Raw genomic sequence first — 14,046 nt, 5'->3', positions numbered from 1 at the left:
TTCTTATCGACCGGGCAGAAAAATGGTTTATTCAGAACTGGTGGCGCAATTCACCGATAGCGTGCCATGCGGGGCACCGGAGGGCAATGATGTTGGCGAAAGGGCCAGGGCGCTGCGAAAAGCGCCCGACGAGGGGCGCGGAAGCATGAACGCACTCCGTGTTTTGGTTCTCGAGGACAGTCTGATCATCGCGATGGAGGCGGAGGATATCCTGCGCATGGCCGGTGTCGAGAGCATCGATATTGTCGGCAGTCTCGATCAGGCAAGAGCCGCCATCGCTGCGGAGACGTATGATTTCGCTCTTCTCGACGTCAACCTCGGCGAGGGCATGAGTTTCGGATTTGCCCGCCATCTTCTCGATGCCGCCATCCCCTTCGGTTTTGTCAGTGGCTATTCCGATATACGTGACTTCCCGTGCGACCTTCAGCACATACCGCTGCTGGTGAAGCCGTTCGACGAAAAGGCGATGCGCGAATTCCTGCAGAGGCTTCTGCCGGCTGCGGCCTAACGTAGTCCGTGACGGACGCGGGATCTGCTTGAGAGCGCCTGATGCTATCACTTTGAAACTGCGGGCAATCCTTCGGGAAATCGATTCCGGTTTCCCGATTTATGCGCTACGATAAGGTAATCGGTCGCAGGAACTTCTTATGCAGTGGCAGGACCAGGCAATCATTCTGGGTGTCAAACGCCACGGCGAGACGAGCGTCATCGCCGAGGTTATGACGCGTGGTCGCGGCCGTCACCTCGGCCTGGTGCGTTCCGGCCGTTCGCGCGCCATGCAGCCGGTGCTGCAGCCGGGCAATGCCGTCGAGGTCGTCTGGCGCGCCCGGCTCGACGAACATCTCGGCGAATTCCGCCTCGAGCCTGTGACGCTGCGCGCCGCCCGTCTGATGGAAACGGCGACCGCCGTCTACGGGGTCCAGGCGATGGGCGCTCTGCTGCGGCTGCTGCCGGAGCGAGACCCGCATCCGCATCTCTTCGACGCGCTGGAGGTGATCCTCGATCATCTGCACAACCCGGCCGATGCCGGTGAGCTTTTCGTACGTTTCGAGCTGGCGGTGCTGAACGATCTCGGCTTCGGGCTCGATCTTGCCGAATGCGCGGCGACCGGCGCCCGCTCTGATCTCGTCTATGTCTCGCCGAAGTCCGGCCGCGCCGTGAGCCGTAGCGCCGGGGCGCCGTGGGCCGACAAGATGCTGGTCCTGCCGCCCTTCCTCGGTGTCGAAGGCAATCACGCGGCGGACTTCGACAGCCTTGCTGCCGCGTTCCGTCTGACCGGGTTCTTCCTGCATCGCCATGTTTACGAGCCGCGCGGCATCGAGGCTGCGGCAGCCCGTGACGGTTTCGTGCGGGCCGCGCTCAGGGCGCTTGATCCAGCCTCGCGGACGCTTTCCGATCCGAACGGCGTCCCCGCCTGACCTGATTTTTTACTGCTGCAAAATATCCTCCGGATTTGGCGGTTTACCCGCTGATCGGTGGCTCCTATCTCTTGATTGCCAATCAAGGAGGATTCCATGCTGACCAAGACCGCATCACCGACGACGATCACGCTCTGGAACGGTCGCGAAATCCCGCGCCTCGGCATGGGGTGCTGGGCAATCGGCGGCCCTTTCTTCGCTGGTGACACGCCGCTTGGTTGGGGCGAAGTCGACGACAATGAATCCGTCGAAGCGATCGATCGCGCCATCGCGCTCGGCATCCGCTTCTTCGATACTGCCTCGAACTACGGCGCCGGCCACTCGGAAGAGGTGCTCGGCCGGGCGGTCGGCAATCGTGACGACATCATCGTCGCCACCAAATTCGGCTTCGCGACCGATCCGGAGACGAAGCAGGCAATTGGCGCCTTCGCCGATGAGGCGTTCATTCGCAGCTCGGTCGAGACATCGCTGCGCCGTCTCAAGCGCGATCGCCTTGATCTGCTACAGTTTCACATCAATGATTTTCCGCTGGAACAGTCGGATGCTGTCTTCGATACGCTGGAGGCGATGCGAGCCGAAGGCAAGATCGACGCATTCGGCTGGAGCACCGATTTTCCCGATCGCGCCGCCCGCCATGCCGGCCGCGCCGGCTTTGTCTCGGTCCAGCATACGATGAACGTCTTCGATCCGGTGCCGGAGATGATCGCTGTGATCGAAGGGAAGGGCCTGATTTCCATCAATCGCGGTCCGCTGGCCATGGGGCTGCTCACCGGCAAGTTCACCTCCGACAAGGTAGTGGGCGCCAAGGATGTCCGCGGTGCGGCACTCCCCTGGATGGTCTATTTCAAGGACGGGCGCATGGCTCCGGAATTTGCCGCAAGGCTCGATGCCGTCCGCGATCTCCTGACGTCAGGCGGCCGCACGCTGACACAGGGGGCGCTCGCCTGGCTCCTGGCGAGGTCGCCGCGCACTTTCCCCATTCCGGGCTTCCGCACCATCAGCCAGGTGGAGGAAAATGCCGGCGCACTGGAAAAGGGACCTCTGTCGGCTGACGTCATGGCGGCTATCGACGCCGCACTCGGCATGGGTGAGAGACGGTGAAACTCTCCCCACGCTCCCTCATTCCTGTGCCTGTCACAGCAATGAGGGAGAATGTTGCGATTTATAAGGGACAAAGCGCCCTCAGCCCTTCCGCAATTGAACCTACTCTCGTGCGCGAACCTTCATCGCCCAGCCCTCCGGCCGCGCCTCGATGATCTTCACCTCGTCGCCGATGGCGATCCGTCCGCTGCCGCGAGGCGTGACGTTCCAGCCAAAGAGCGGCCCTGGCACACGCCGGTCGGCAGACATGCGGATGCGACCCATGGCCGGCATCGGGTTCGGCCCCTCGCGTGAACCGGTCAACTGGTCCTGCGTCGTCATGATGCAGCGGGAGCAAGGTTTGACGAGATCGAAACGAACGCCTGATATTTCGATCGCCGCCCAGCGATCCTCCGGCCATGCCTCATCGATGTCTATGACGATGTTCGGACGGAAACGTTCCATTCCGACGCTGCCTTCGCCATGCGCGGCGAGATCGGCATTCAGCGCCTTCAGTGAGCCCGTCGTCGTCACCAGGATCTGGTATCCGTCGGTAAAGGTGACGGGCGAGCCTTCGCCGGCCCATTCGGCGTTCGCCGTCCGCCGTGCCTGCCCGTCGAAGAAGACCAGCCGCACCTCGCGGCCGAGCCATTCGGAAAGCTGCCTGTTGCTGTCGGGATCGGCGACCGCGGCGCTGACGGTCGATTTCCATACGGTCACATCCATGCGGACTTCAGGCCGAGGCGGAGGCACCGCTAGCTCAGACTTTCCCTGCATCAGCAGCCGAAAGGCGCCGGGTTCCGGACGGATCTCGATGCGCGCGAGGTCCGGCAGTTCGCGCTGGGTGATGAAGTGACCGTTCAAATCGGTAATCATCGCCCGCCGGTCGCCGGCAAGCCCCTCGGCGCCAATATCGGCGGCGGGCAGCGCAATGGCGCGAGCGCTCTTGAGCGGGTATATGAAGAGGTCGCTTATGCGCATGCCGTTCTCCCTGGATATAGTTCTCTAGATTTCATCCATGAACGCCGCGAGAAAATCGCGCAGGCTCTTGTCGCGCGCGGCCGCAATCCGGCGGCCGGTCTCGGTCTGGAATCCCTCCGCCAGTTTGAACAGCTTCGTCTGGAAGTGGTCAATGGCATAACGCTTGTCGTCGAAGGGCCGGTTCGTTGCCGCGGGGTCGAAGGGATCGTAGAGTCCCGATCCCATTCGTCCGCCGATATAGAAGCAGCGTGCGACGCCGACCATGCCGATCGCGTCCAGCCGGTCGGCATCCTGCAGGATCTTCGCCTCGAGCGTCTGCGGCGCCACCCCGGCGGAAAAACTATGAGCGGTGATGGCGTGGGCCGCGGCTTCGATATCCGCTTCGCTCCAGCCGAGTTCGGAAAGGATCACTGAAGCCTTTTCCGCCGCCAAGGCCGATGCTTTTGCCCGCAAGGGTGAGTTCTTCTCGACGGCGACGCAGTCGTGCAGCAGCACGGCGGCGGCAAGGATGCGCCCATCTCCGCCTTCTCCCGCATGGATGCGCATGGCGTTCCTGAAGACGCGCAAGATATGGGCAAGATCGTGTGAGCCGTCGTCGCCTTCGGCGGCGTGTGCGATCAGCGCCGCTGCGAGCGTTCCATGAGGGGAGAAGGCTTCGGCCTCGAACATTGTGCCACCTCTTGTCGGAAGAAAAACGTCGAGGAGCGCCGGCCGAAAGCAAAGGGAGCTTCACAGGAAGACGCCGCTACGAAAAACGGAGATATCGAAGCCGGTTTGTAGCGGCTCAACGTGCGAGTCGCAATCGAGGGAGGTCAGCGCTCGAGCGTCTGAAAAGCTGGCGCGCCGCTGCTCTTCGGCGGCGGGGAGAGAAGATGGGGCACGTCACGGACCGGGCGCGGCGGACTGATGTGATAGCCCTGGATCTCGTCGCATTCCTCGCTTTCGAGCAGCGTCAGCTGGGCCGCCGTCTCGACGCCTTCGACGGTGACGCGCATGCCGAGCGCATCGCCGAGCAGGATGATTGCGCGCATGATTGCATGCGCTTCCTTGCTGTCGACGATGTCGTTCACGAAGGATTTGTCGATCTTGATCTTGTCGAAGGGAAAGCTGGAGAGATAGCTCAGCGAGGAATATCCGGTGCCGAAATCGTCCATCGAGATGCGGATGTCGCGGTCCTTCAGGGCATGCAGGATCGGCAGCACCTCGCTGAGGTTTTCCATCAGCACGCTCTCGGTGATTTCCAGTTCGAGCCGCGATGGCGAGAGCCCGGCGGCGGCAAGCGCTTCGCTGACGTCCTGCGTCAGGTTGCCGCTGCGGAACTGGATCGCCGAAACATTGACTGCGACCTTGATGTTTTCCGGCCATTGGGCCGCATCCCTGCAGGCCTGGCGTAAAACCCAGCGGCCGATATCAACGACGAGGCCGACCTCCTCGGCAAGCGGAATGAAATCCATCGGCGGCACTCGGCCTCGGAACGGATGGTTCCAGCGGATCAACGCTTCGAAACCGCAGATCCGCCGCTCGGCAAGATCGTAAAGCGGCTGGTAATGCAACTCGAATTCCCCGTTCTCGACGGCGGCTCGAAGATCTGCCTCCAGCGCATGGCGCAACTGCATTTGCGCTTCCATTTCGCCGGTGAAGAAGCGCTCGCGCTTGCGTCCGTCCGCCTTGGCATGCGACAGCGCCACGCCGGCATTTTTCAGCAGGATATCGGTTTCCCCGCCGTTCTCAGGAGCGATTGCAATACCCATGGAGACGCTGAGCGTCACCTGTTTCTCGCCATTCAGGAATGGCTCGGAAAGCGCGCGGCGGATTTGGTCGGCCAGCACCGTCACGTTTTTAGGCTGCTGCTTACCCGTCTGCAGGATGGCGAATTCGTCCGAACCGAGGCGCGCCAGCGTGTTTTCCGATCCAGCCGAAGCTCGGATGCGCTCCGCAACCTGCTGCAGGATCTTGTCGCCGACCGATACGCCGATCGTGTTGTTGATCGATTTGAAGCGGTCGAGATTGAGATGGACGAGGGCGATCTGCTCATGCGGCTTGCGCTCGGCGAGCGTCGCATCGACCTGCTCGCGGAAATACATCCGATTGGGAAGACCCGTCAGGGGATCGTGATGGGCGAGATAGGTGATGCGCTGGGCGGCCTTTCGATCCTCGGTGATATCGGCATGAATGGCGATGCTGCTGCCGTCGGAGAGGATGGTCACCACGCTTTGAATGATGCGGCCATCATGCATCTGCCATTCGCGTCGGCGGATGCTGCTGCTTTCTGCCTTGGCGAGGGAAGGTCGTGCTGTCTGCCGGACGCTTTTGGAGGCGGTGCTTTCGTTGCCGCGCATTTTGCCGATGAGTTCGGCAATCGTCGCGCCCGCGGCGATGTCTTCCGGCGTCAGGCCGAAGAGCTGAGGGAAGCGGATATTGTAAAGCGTCAGCCGCTGGCCGGCGTCGAAAACGCTGAGGCCGAGCGGGAGGTTGTTCAGGACAATCTCGAAGAGTTTTTTCTGTCCGTCGAACGCTTGACTGAGCGCCGATAGATTCCCTCTCAGCGTCTGGTTTTCCTTTTGAAGGGTTTCCGCACTTCTCTCGATTGCATCATAGTCGCTTTCATGGCCGCGGTAGGTTGCGATCACCAGCTCCATCAGACGCTGCGCGTCAATTGATCCGTCGGCCATGACAGCCTCTGTGCATTGCCGCCAGAAGAGCGCTTCAGCCTTCATGGGAAAGCATCTTGGCTGACGGCAATAGCAAGAGCCGTCCGCGTCTGATGGACGTGCCTCAAAATACCGGACATGAAAACCTTTCTCAGAGAAACCATTGAAATCAATTTTTATGAGTGACGTACGGGTAATGCCTGATGACTATTTTGGAGCGGGCGGATTAATATTCGGTTGCAGTGCAGCAGAGGTGCACGTCGTCAGACAGGTTGCTTTCCATATTGGAAATTACTGGAATACCGGGGCGGGCAGCAGCGGAAACCCGGTTCGAGCGCGCTCCATTAATTTCTGTCAACCATTGTTAACGAGTAGTTAACAACTTATTGACGCACTGCGCAAATCAGTTTAACCACCGAGTCAACAGTGATTTCCCACCTCGTATTGCGTACAAACACCACCGGCAAAAGGCGGTGAATGGAGGTTTGTATGACCCGCACCACATCCGTTTCAGACACGTCATATGCGTATCTTGCGACACTTTCACGGCTAGATCTAAACGGCGACGGCGTATTGAGCCGCGGCGAACGTGCCGCCGATGAGAAGCCAGGCATCATCAAGGAACTCCTGGAGGAAGACATGGGCAGCGAGACTCAGCCCAAATTTTCCGGCAGTCTGATTGCGCTGATGATGGATACCCACGACAGCGGCACGACAAGCAGCATCGCCGTGCCCTATCCGCTGCAGCAGAGCGCGTCTGCGACCGGCAGCCAATCCGACGATCTCTACCGCAACACCTACGGCCAGTTCGATTTCGACGCCGTCGCCTGACGATAGCATCGTTCACGTGATCTGAAGCCGGCCCGTTGGTCGGCTTTTCTCATTGGATGCTCCGCAGAGGAACACCTTCCGGGCTGAGACGTTCAGAAGGACATCCGGACGGAAGGAGATCTCCATGAAAGCCATGCGCATCATCGCCGCCCTGAGCCTGCTGGCCCTTGCCTTGCCGGCAAGTGCCCAGGACAAGCAGACGGCGGTCGCCAATTTTGTCGGCGAGGACGGTCGGGCCCAATTGACGGCCGCCGCCAATGGCGGCGTTCTAATCGAAGTGGAGATATCGGGGCTGCCGGCGAATAAATGGGTAGCCTTTCATGTTCACGAAACCGGCCGCTGCGACGCGGCAAGCCATTACGAATCGGCAGGCGGTCATTTCAACCCGGGCTCTGCCGAACACGGCATTCTCGCCGCCAAGGGGCCGCATGCCGGCGACATGCCCAACCAGTATGTTGGACAGGATGGCGTGCTCAGAGCTCAGATCTTCGATGGCATGGTCACGCTCGATGGCAAGAAAGATGGCATTCGCGGCCGCGCATTGATGGTGCACGCCAATTCCGACGATTATCGCAGTCAGCCTTCCGGTGGCGCCGGGGAAAGACTTGCTTGCGGCGTGGTCGAATAGGCCGACGATCGCCCCGCGCTGCAATGTTTCACTGCCGTGTTGGCTCTTCCGCCGCCGTGCCGTTAGACCTTTTTCCCAGCGCGGAATTTCCACCGTCCCGCACAGCGGCCGGATCGCCCTTTTCGTCAAAGGCAAGTTTTACCCGCTTCACCATGTCGCGGCTGACCTGCCACCAGTCACCGGTCTTTGCCCAGTAGCGTAGCGTTAGCGATATCGTGCTGTCACCGAGCGCGTCGATGAAAACGCTGGGTGCCGGTGACGGCAGCACCCTTGGGTTGCCTTTGGCAATGCCCATCAAGGTCTCCATCGCCTGATCGAGGTCGTCCTCACGAGAAATGCTGATTTTCAGGTCGTTCTGCCGCGTAGGCTCACGGCTGAAGTTGGTTATCGGCGTGTTCCACAGCGTTGAATTCGGTGCCAGCCGATAGAGCCCGTCGCCGGTTCTGAGTTCAGTCGCAAACAATCCGACCTCGCGCACCGTGCCGGCCACGCTGCTGGTTTCGATATATTCGCCGACCCGAAACGGCCTGAGGATCAGGAGCATGATGCCGGCCGCGATATTCTGTAGTGTCCCTTGCAGCGCCAGCCCGATCGCCAGGCCGGCTGCGCCGAGGGCGGCGATGATCGAGGCGGTCTGGACGCCGAATTGGCCGAGCACGGTGATGAACACCAGAATCAGAAGCGCATAACGCACCACATTGGTGAAGAATCGCGCCAGTGTCTCGTCGATGCCATGGATGCGTGACAGGCCCTCATAGGCCCAGCGGCTGACAAAGCCGGCCAGCGTCCAACCGATGACGAGCAGGATCAACGCCCCGAGAATGGAGAAGGAATATTGGACTGCAAGTGCGCTTGCCTGGCTGAGTGCCGTGCGGGTGGCGAGAAGGACATCGGCTGCTTGTTGTTCCATGATCTGGCCCTGTGGAGATTGCGAGGTCGAGGCCAAGATGGAGCAGACGCCAGCAGCGTCAACCGCAGACAGGGTTCCGGATCGCCAGCAGGAAGGGCGCATTGCCGTCCGCATCGGCGCCACGCCCGATCGCCCTTACCGCCGCAACCAGCCGGCCGCCGCGGCTAAGCAAGGTGTCACCGATCTCGATCAGCCGGGTGTTCGGAGTTGCGAAAGGTGAAGCGGCGCGCAGCCGACGGACAAGCTCTTCCTCGTCCTGATCCGGCGCGATCGACAGAGCGGCGATGAGTGCCGCGGCCGGTGATCGCGACACGCCCATCCAGCAATGGATGAGCAGCGGGGTCTCCTGCCGCCACGATGCGGCAAACTCGATGATCGCCTGTACATGCGTTTCGTCAGGCGCCACGAGACCGCCCGTGCCCTTGAAGGTGATGTCGTTCATCGAAAGCGTCAGGTGACGATCGGGCGCGATCACACCCGGCCGATGAAAGGCCTGTTCTTTGGCGATCAGGCTGATCATGTCACGCGCCTTGTGGCGCACCGCCATTTCGGCGATGCGCGAGAGCGGCGAGACGACGATCAAGCTCACGATACCATCACCCGCTCGGCCTCGATCGCCGCAAAGCGCTCGCAGAACAGCCGCTGGGCTTCCAGCGCCGGCAAAGGTTCGATCAGCAACATCTCCTTGCTGATGCCGCGCGGCTGGCCGAAGAATTTCTGCGCCTCGGCGGGCGTGAAGCCGGCAAGTACCGTCGCCTCGAAATAGGCCGCGATCGTGTCGGCCTTCTTGATCCGGTCCTTGAGATCGCGCGATGGGTGAGGCGGCAGGCCGAAGCGCAGGTGCACGGCGGCCTCCAGCCGCATTTCCACCGCCTTATAGCCGCCACCGACCACGGATTTGAACGGCGAGATCATGTCGCCGATCACATATTCAGGCGCGTCATGGAGCAGCGCCATCAGACATTCCTCCGGCCGCGCATTGTTGAAACGGCGGAAAATATCTTCGACGACGAGGCTGTGCTGCGCCACCGAAAAGGCATGATCGCCCGATGTCTGGCCGTTCCAGCGTGCCACGCGCGCGAGACCATGGGCGATATCGGCGAGTTCGACATCGAGCGGCGAGGGGTCGAGCAGGTCGAGCCTGCGCCCGGACAGCATGCGTTGCCAGGCACGCGGAGCTTTGGCCGTCACGCGCTGGCCTCGTCTGCGCTGGTGGGAAAGACAAGGCCGGACCATTGCGGCAGGGCGAGAGAAACCGGCGTTTGGCCGGCCAGCAGCGGCGTGCCTTCCGCCATTGCAGCACCGGCGCGGTCGATTCGCACGATCGCAAGCCCGCTGCCGCCCTCGACCGAACCGAGTGTCCCCACCGGCTTGCCGGCGGCGGTGATCTCCGTGCCCGCTAGAGGCAAGGCCGTAGCGGCGGACACGGTGACAACGCGCCGGCGCGCAGTGCCGCGGTGCTGCATGCGCGAGACGACCTCCTGGCCGACATAGCAGCCTTTCTTGAAGGAGAGGCCGCCGTTCAGATCCATCAGCACGTCATGCGGGAAGGCGTCCTGCAGGGCAAAGTCGGATCCCGAGGTGACGATACCGTGGCGGATGCGCAAGCTCTCATAGAGTGACGGCGCATCATCGCCATGCTTTCCTGCCCGGCGGCGCAGCGGGACACCTGCCTTGGCGAAGCGGCTGTCTCGGGCACCTCCGATGCGATCGGCATCCTCGCCCCAGCAAACGGTAATGCCATTCTCAGGCTGAGGCGTAAGCGTAACGGCGGCCCGCAGCCTGTACATCGTCAGCCGCTTCGCCAGCCCTTCGAGCTGGGCCGCATCCGTTTCAATCAGGTAGCCGTTGCAGTCCCGCCAGACCATGAAGTCGAACAGGATCTTCCCCTGCGGCGTCAGCAGTGCTCCAGGCCGCGCCTCATCGGGCGCAAGCGAAAGAATATCGGTGGTGATCAGGTTCTGCAGGAAAGATTGGGCGTCCGCGCCGCCGACGGAGAGCAGTGAGCGGTCTTTCAGGAATACGGCTGGCATGGCGGAACCTGTCGCGTTGGTCGTCGCTCAGAGGTATGACTTCGTGGAGTGGATCGCAAGGTCATGCGACATGCGGAAGGCGCATGCGAGGCGGCGTCAGTCGCCCGCTGTGAAGAACTTCCACTTGCCGTCAGGCGTAATGCCGAGGCGGTAGAAATTATAGCCACCGAATTCCTGCATGTCGGAAAGGTCGCCGGCGGTCACGATGCGCAACAGCTCGACTCGCTCCGGCGGTGTCAGCGACTTCAGATCCTTCTCGGCAAAATAGGGCCAGACATACATATCGTCGGCTGTGCCTTGGCCGACATGAACGAAACCGGTCGAGACGATATCGAGCATGATGGCTAGAATTTCATCTCCGTCGGGATCGCCGGAGAGATCTTTCAGCGTGCCGATCGGGTCGTCGGTTGCTTCACCCACCGTCACCTGCGTCTGGTCTTTGCCGGTGCCCATCAGCGGTCGCAACCGTTCGAGATCGCCGGAGGCGGCGGCCTCGACAATCTGTTGGCGCATTTTGCGAACCGGCTCGGGCGCCTTGTTGATGTCGTAAATTACCTCGACCGGCTTGGATGCGTCCTGGGCGCCCGGCGTCTTGTCGACGCCCTCACTGTTCTGGCTGTTGACCAGCGGCTCGGCCATGGGAACGCCGGGGGTGGTGCCCTGGGGCTGGTTCTGCCCCTCAGCACTTCCCTGTGCGGGCGGCGCCTCGTTGGGGGCCTGGCCGGGGATCTTATGGAGTTCGGAAAGCGCATAGGCCGAGGGCGCGAGGAAGGCGTTGCCGGCGGCAAGGCTGAACGCAAGCAACACCGGCGCGAGCCGAATTCGCGAAACTTTCTCTTTACCGATGGGCATCGAACTCTCTGAATAACTATTGCAGGGTGCGGTTGGCGGAGAATTCGCCGGCAAGCATACGGTCGCGCAGCGAATCGAGCAGAGCTTCGGCGCTGTTTTCCCCGTGCAATCGGATGGTTTCGCGCAGGGCATGCGCGATGGCGGCATCAGCTATGATCTCCGGCTCGATCCCATCGGCCATGCCGTCGGCCCAAGCCTCGTTCTGGTACTCCAGAGCCGCCTGCATCTTTTCGTGGACGATCATGTCGTCGATGTCGTTGAGGCTTGCTTCCATTGTCTTTTCCTCAGAACTTCTCATGTCTTACTGCACCGTTAATAACACTAACAGCCTTTTCCCAAAACGACACGTCCGCATGCGAAAACAGGTTAATTAAATGTCAATTTCCAAAGCGCGAAGTAATTTCTGTGGCGAGTGTTGCACCTTCGTTACGGTAGCGCTCTTCTGCCACGATGGCCGCCGGGGTGCAATCCGTATAGACGGAGGCGAAGGCGCGATACCCGCGATTGAAGGCCGCGGTCAACCTTTCCTTGCGCTGCGGCTCGTTACCCGTCTCCGAATCGAGCAACTGCTTCATGCCTTCCCGCCACTCATCGCCGCCCGCCGCCTTGCAGAGCGTTCTCAGATAATGCACCGAACCCAGCACTTCGGCCAGCCGCGCCAGCTTGTCGTCATAGGGCACGGGAACGGCTGCGACCGGCGGCGCAATCTCCTCCTGCGGAGGCGCCGTATTCTTACCCTGAGCCATGGTGGGCCCGGCAAGCACGAGCAGGGACAGGACAACGCGTCGAACGGGAATCATGCTTCCACTTGATACGTTGAGCGTGACGGCAACAAGGCGCGTCTGAAAGTTTCCACTTCTATTCACCGCCCGCCAGCCGTTCCGCGCATTCGAGCACGCTTTGCGGCACAGGCAGTCGCCGGATCTCCTCTACCGTATACCAGCCGAGCGCCGCCGCATCGTCGGCGGCTTCCGCCACCATTTCCCGGTCGGCGTCGACGCAAAAGACTGACAGGAAGAAATGGCTCCTGATGCTGCCATCCGGCCCATGCGTCTTGAGGTCATAGGTAGAGAACAGCCGCGGATTGTGCGCCGAGATGCCGGTTTCCTCGCGAAACTCGCGCAGCGCGGTCTGCTCCGGCGTTTCGCCCGGCTCGGCGCGGCCGCCGGGAAAGGCATACATGTCAGCAGAGGGCGGGTTGCGTCGCAATACCAGAAGGAATCGCCCGTCGCGTTCGAGAATGGCGGAGGAGGCGGCTTTAGCGGTGGAGGTCATGGCTGCTCTTGCTGTGACGGCCTATTCGATCTGACGGGCTGATGATTGCGGATCGCGGCTGCGGGCCGGCCCGATTTTCCTGTGGGATAGCTCCCAAGACAAGCCCCAAAAAATTGCGCAGCGGTTCGCGAAATAACGACATCTGTGCAACAAGGAGGCAAAAAATATTCGAAAGGGCTTTGCGTGACCTATATCATTTACGCGTTTGCCGCCGTTTTCGAGATCGCCGGCTGCTTCGCCTTCTGGGCGTGGCTCAAGCTTGAGAAGCCGATCTGGTGGCTGGCGCCGGGCATGATCTCGCTTGCGCTTTTCGCCTGGCTTCTGACGCTGGTGCCGAGCGATGCCGCCGGTCGAACCTTCGCAGCCTATGGCGGCATCTACATTCTTGCTTCGCTCTCCTGGCTGTGGCTGATCGAAGGCCGGGTGCCCGATCGTTATGATATCGGCGGCGGACTGATCTGCCTTGCCGGGGCGAGCGTCATCCTCTTTGCGCCGCGCGCCTGAAACCGTCACGCAAAAGCATGCAACGCGCCTTGACCGGACTCGGGCCGGCTGCAAAGACAGGACGATGTGTGGACGTTTCGCCCTGACAAGTTCCAGCGCCGACCTGCGCGACTTCTTCTCCGGTCTCGATCTCGAGGACTTCCCGGCGCGCTACAACATCGCCCCGACGCAGCCGATCCTCGTGGTCATGGCAGGCGAGGGCCGGGAGCGGGGCAGCAATCTGCCCGATCGTCGCGCCGTTCTCGTGCGATGGGGCTTCACGCCGGGTTGGGTCAAGGATCCGAGGGATTTCCCGCTGCTGATCAACGCGCGCGCCGAGACCGCGATCGGCAAGGCCTCGTTTCGAGCGGCGATGCGTCATCGCCGCGTGCTTATTCCGGCCTCAGGTTTTTACGAATGGCATCGCCCCTCCAAGGAGAGCGGCGGCAAGCCGCAGGCCTATTGGATCAGGCCGCGCCGGGGCGGGGTCGTCGCCTTTGCCGGGCTGATGGAGACATGGTCCTCGGCCGATGGCTCGGAGGTCGATACCGGTGCGATCCTGACAACGTCAGCCAATGCGGGCATCTCCGCGATCCACGATCGCATGCCTGTCGTCATCAAACCGGAGGACTTCTCGCGCTGGCTCGATTGCAAGGCGCAGGAACCGCGCGAGGTGGTCGACCTGATGCAGCCTGCTCAGGGCGATTTCTTCGAGGCTATCCCGGTTTCCGACAAGGTCAACAAGGTTGCTCATATGGGGCCGGACCTGCAGGAGCAGGTCGTCGTCGAAAGACCGCCTGAGGCGCCTGCGAAACAAAGGCCGGATCATGGCCAGCTGAGTTTTTTCTAAAACGGCGCAGCGCTTCCGGCACCGCGGCCTGCTCGGCTTACCCGCAGTGCCGGA

At 61.6% G+C, this 14,046-nt stretch carries 18 protein-coding genes; 7 read left to right on the top strand and 11 right to left on the bottom strand.

Annotation, left to right across the window (positions count from 1 at the left end; genetic code table 11):
• The first annotated feature begins 22 nt into the window (after positions 1–22).
• The 3 genes from CO660_RS09675 (at position 23) to CO660_RS09665 (ending at position 2,519) form a co-directional block, all read left to right on the top strand.
• Positions 23–508 (top strand): response regulator, encoded by a 486-nt coding sequence (locus CO660_RS09675; RefSeq protein WP_097598519.1) that lies wholly within the window; start codon positions 23–25, stop codon positions 506–508.
• A 139-nt stretch (positions 509–647) separates the two neighbouring features.
• Complete coding sequence (recO, locus tag CO660_RS09670) at positions 648–1,418, top strand: DNA repair protein RecO (RefSeq protein WP_097598518.1); 771 nt, start codon at positions 648–650, stop codon at positions 1,416–1,418.
• Positions 1,419–1,514: 96 nt separating this feature from the next.
• Complete coding sequence (locus tag CO660_RS09665) at positions 1,515–2,519, top strand: aldo/keto reductase (protein ID WP_097598517.1); 1,005 nt, start codon at positions 1,515–1,517, stop codon at positions 2,517–2,519.
• 102 nt (positions 2,520–2,621) lie between these two features.
• Here the strand turns inward: CO660_RS09665 and CO660_RS09660 are convergent, their stop codons facing one another.
• The 3 genes from CO660_RS09660 to CO660_RS09650 all read right to left on the bottom strand — a co-directional run bounded on the left by CO660_RS09660 (position 2,622) and on the right by CO660_RS09650 (position 6,196).
• Positions 2,622–3,479, bottom strand: a complete 858-nt coding sequence (locus CO660_RS09660; protein ID WP_097598516.1) for an MOSC domain-containing protein — start codon at positions 3,477–3,479, stop codon at positions 2,622–2,624.
• Positions 3,480–3,503: 24 nt separating this feature from the next.
• Positions 3,504–4,148, bottom strand: coding sequence for an HD domain-containing protein (locus CO660_RS09655; RefSeq protein WP_097598515.1), 645 nt, complete (start codon positions 4,146–4,148; stop codon positions 3,504–3,506).
• Positions 4,149–4,291: 143 nt separating this feature from the next.
• A complete protein-coding gene (locus tag CO660_RS09650; protein WP_097598514.1) occupies positions 4,292–6,196 on the bottom strand; it encodes an EAL domain-containing protein in 1,905 nt (634 codons plus the stop codon).
• 423 nt (positions 6,197–6,619) lie between these two features.
• Between CO660_RS09650 and CO660_RS09645 the strand changes: the two genes are divergently transcribed.
• Entirely contained in the window at positions 6,620–6,961 is a 342-nt protein-coding gene (locus CO660_RS09645; RefSeq protein WP_085777601.1) for a hypothetical protein, read from the top strand.
• Positions 6,962–7,085: 124 nt separating this feature from the next.
• Positions 7,086–7,589, top strand: a complete 504-nt coding sequence (locus CO660_RS09640) for a superoxide dismutase family protein (protein ID WP_097598513.1) — start codon at positions 7,086–7,088, stop codon at positions 7,587–7,589.
• 28 nt (positions 7,590–7,617) lie between these two features.
• On the opposite strand, the gene CO660_RS09635 is transcribed toward CO660_RS09640, so the two are convergent.
• The 8 genes from CO660_RS09635 to CO660_RS09600 form a co-directional block, all read right to left on the bottom strand.
• Positions 7,618–8,499 carry a mechanosensitive ion channel domain-containing protein gene (locus tag CO660_RS09635; protein WP_097598512.1) on the bottom strand — a complete coding sequence of 294 codons (882 nt, stop codon included), beginning with the start codon at positions 8,497–8,499 and terminating at the stop codon, positions 7,618–7,620.
• Positions 8,500–8,557: 58 nt separating this feature from the next.
• Positions 8,558–9,088, bottom strand: coding sequence for a tyrosine phosphatase family protein (locus tag CO660_RS09630; protein ID WP_097598511.1), 531 nt, complete (start codon positions 9,086–9,088; stop codon positions 8,558–8,560).
• Complete coding sequence (locus tag CO660_RS09625) at positions 9,085–9,657, bottom strand: HD family hydrolase (protein WP_097598542.1); 573 nt, start codon at positions 9,655–9,657, stop codon at positions 9,085–9,087. Before CO660_RS09625 ends, CO660_RS09630 begins: the two co-directional genes overlap by 4 nt.
• A gap of 29 nt (positions 9,658–9,686) precedes the next feature.
• Positions 9,687–10,532: a folate-binding protein YgfZ gene (locus CO660_RS09620; protein WP_097598510.1), complete on the bottom strand. Its 846-nt coding sequence runs from the start codon at positions 10,530–10,532 to the stop codon at positions 9,687–9,689.
• A 96-nt stretch (positions 10,533–10,628) separates the two neighbouring features.
• Positions 10,629–11,384 carry a hypothetical protein gene (locus CO660_RS09615; protein WP_097598509.1) on the bottom strand — a complete coding sequence of 252 codons (756 nt, stop codon included), beginning with the start codon at positions 11,382–11,384 and terminating at the stop codon, positions 10,629–10,631.
• Positions 11,385–11,400: 16 nt separating this feature from the next.
• Complete coding sequence (locus CO660_RS09610) at positions 11,401–11,658, bottom strand: hypothetical protein (RefSeq protein ID WP_020920882.1); 258 nt, start codon at positions 11,656–11,658, stop codon at positions 11,401–11,403.
• A 103-nt stretch (positions 11,659–11,761) separates the two neighbouring features.
• On the bottom strand, positions 11,762–12,184 hold the full coding sequence (locus tag CO660_RS09605; RefSeq protein WP_097598508.1) for a TIGR02301 family protein: 423 nt from the start codon (positions 12,182–12,184) through the stop codon (positions 11,762–11,764).
• Between the two features lie 58 nt (positions 12,185–12,242).
• Entirely contained in the window at positions 12,243–12,659 is a 417-nt protein-coding gene (locus CO660_RS09600) for an NUDIX domain-containing protein (RefSeq protein WP_085859061.1), read from the bottom strand.
• Between the two features lie 183 nt (positions 12,660–12,842).
• On the opposite strand from CO660_RS09600, the gene CO660_RS09595 reads away from it, so the two are divergent.
• Complete coding sequence (locus CO660_RS09595; RefSeq protein ID WP_097598507.1) at positions 12,843–13,163, top strand: YnfA family protein; 321 nt, start codon at positions 12,843–12,845, stop codon at positions 13,161–13,163.
• A gap of 64 nt (positions 13,164–13,227) precedes the next feature.
• Entirely contained in the window at positions 13,228–13,992 is a 765-nt protein-coding gene (locus CO660_RS09590) for an SOS response-associated peptidase (protein ID WP_097598506.1), read from the top strand.
• The last annotated feature ends 54 nt before the right edge of the window (positions 13,993–14,046 follow it).

Source organism: Rhizobium sp. L9 (genome assembly GCF_002531885.1).
Lineage (GTDB): Bacteria > Pseudomonadota > Alphaproteobacteria > Rhizobiales > Rhizobiaceae > Rhizobium.
Note: the sequence above shows the minus strand (reverse complement) of the source record. Positions and strands in the feature narration are given on the sequence as shown.

What these genes read in the sequence shown, in the direction of transcription:
- CO660_RS09675 (WP_097598519.1), top strand. Translation starts at nt 23, where the DNA reads ATGGTTTATTCAGAACTGGTGGCGCAATTCACCGATAGCGTGCCATGC.
- CO660_RS09665 (WP_097598517.1), top strand. Translation starts at nt 1,515, where the DNA reads ATGCTGACCAAGACCGCATCACCGACGACGATCACGCTCTGGAACGGT.
- CO660_RS09620 (WP_097598510.1), bottom strand. Translation starts at nt 10,532, where the DNA reads ATGCCAGCCGTATTCCTGAAAGACCGCTCACTGCTCTCCGTCGGCGGC.
- CO660_RS09655 (WP_097598515.1), bottom strand. Translation starts at nt 4,148, where the DNA reads ATGTTCGAGGCCGAAGCCTTCTCCCCTCATGGAACGCTCGCAGCGGCG.
- CO660_RS09625 (WP_097598542.1), bottom strand. Translation starts at nt 9,657, where the DNA reads ATGCTGTCCGGGCGCAGGCTCGACCTGCTCGACCCCTCGCCGCTCGAT.
- CO660_RS09660 (WP_097598516.1), bottom strand. Translation starts at nt 3,479, where the DNA reads ATGCGCATAAGCGACCTCTTCATATACCCGCTCAAGAGCGCTCGCGCC.
- recO (WP_097598518.1), top strand. Translation starts at nt 648, where the DNA reads ATGCAGTGGCAGGACCAGGCAATCATTCTGGGTGTCAAACGCCACGGC.
- CO660_RS09650 (WP_097598514.1), bottom strand. Translation starts at nt 6,196, where the DNA reads ATGAAGGCTGAAGCGCTCTTCTGGCGGCAATGCACAGAGGCTGTCATG.
- CO660_RS09645 (WP_085777601.1), top strand. Translation starts at nt 6,620, where the DNA reads ATGACCCGCACCACATCCGTTTCAGACACGTCATATGCGTATCTTGCG.
- CO660_RS09600 (WP_085859061.1), bottom strand. Translation starts at nt 12,659, where the DNA reads ATGACCTCCACCGCTAAAGCCGCCTCCTCCGCCATTCTCGAACGCGAC.
- CO660_RS09615 (WP_097598509.1), bottom strand. Translation starts at nt 11,384, where the DNA reads ATGCCCATCGGTAAAGAGAAAGTTTCGCGAATTCGGCTCGCGCCGGTG.
- CO660_RS09605 (WP_097598508.1), bottom strand. Translation starts at nt 12,184, where the DNA reads ATGATTCCCGTTCGACGCGTTGTCCTGTCCCTGCTCGTGCTTGCCGGG.
- CO660_RS09610 (WP_020920882.1), bottom strand. Translation starts at nt 11,658, where the DNA reads ATGGAAGCAAGCCTCAACGACATCGACGACATGATCGTCCACGAAAAG.
- CO660_RS09590 (WP_097598506.1), top strand. Translation starts at nt 13,228, where the DNA reads ATGTGTGGACGTTTCGCCCTGACAAGTTCCAGCGCCGACCTGCGCGAC.
- CO660_RS09635 (WP_097598512.1), bottom strand. Translation starts at nt 8,499, where the DNA reads ATGGAACAACAAGCAGCCGATGTCCTTCTCGCCACCCGCACGGCACTC.
- CO660_RS09640 (WP_097598513.1), top strand. Translation starts at nt 7,086, where the DNA reads ATGAAAGCCATGCGCATCATCGCCGCCCTGAGCCTGCTGGCCCTTGCC.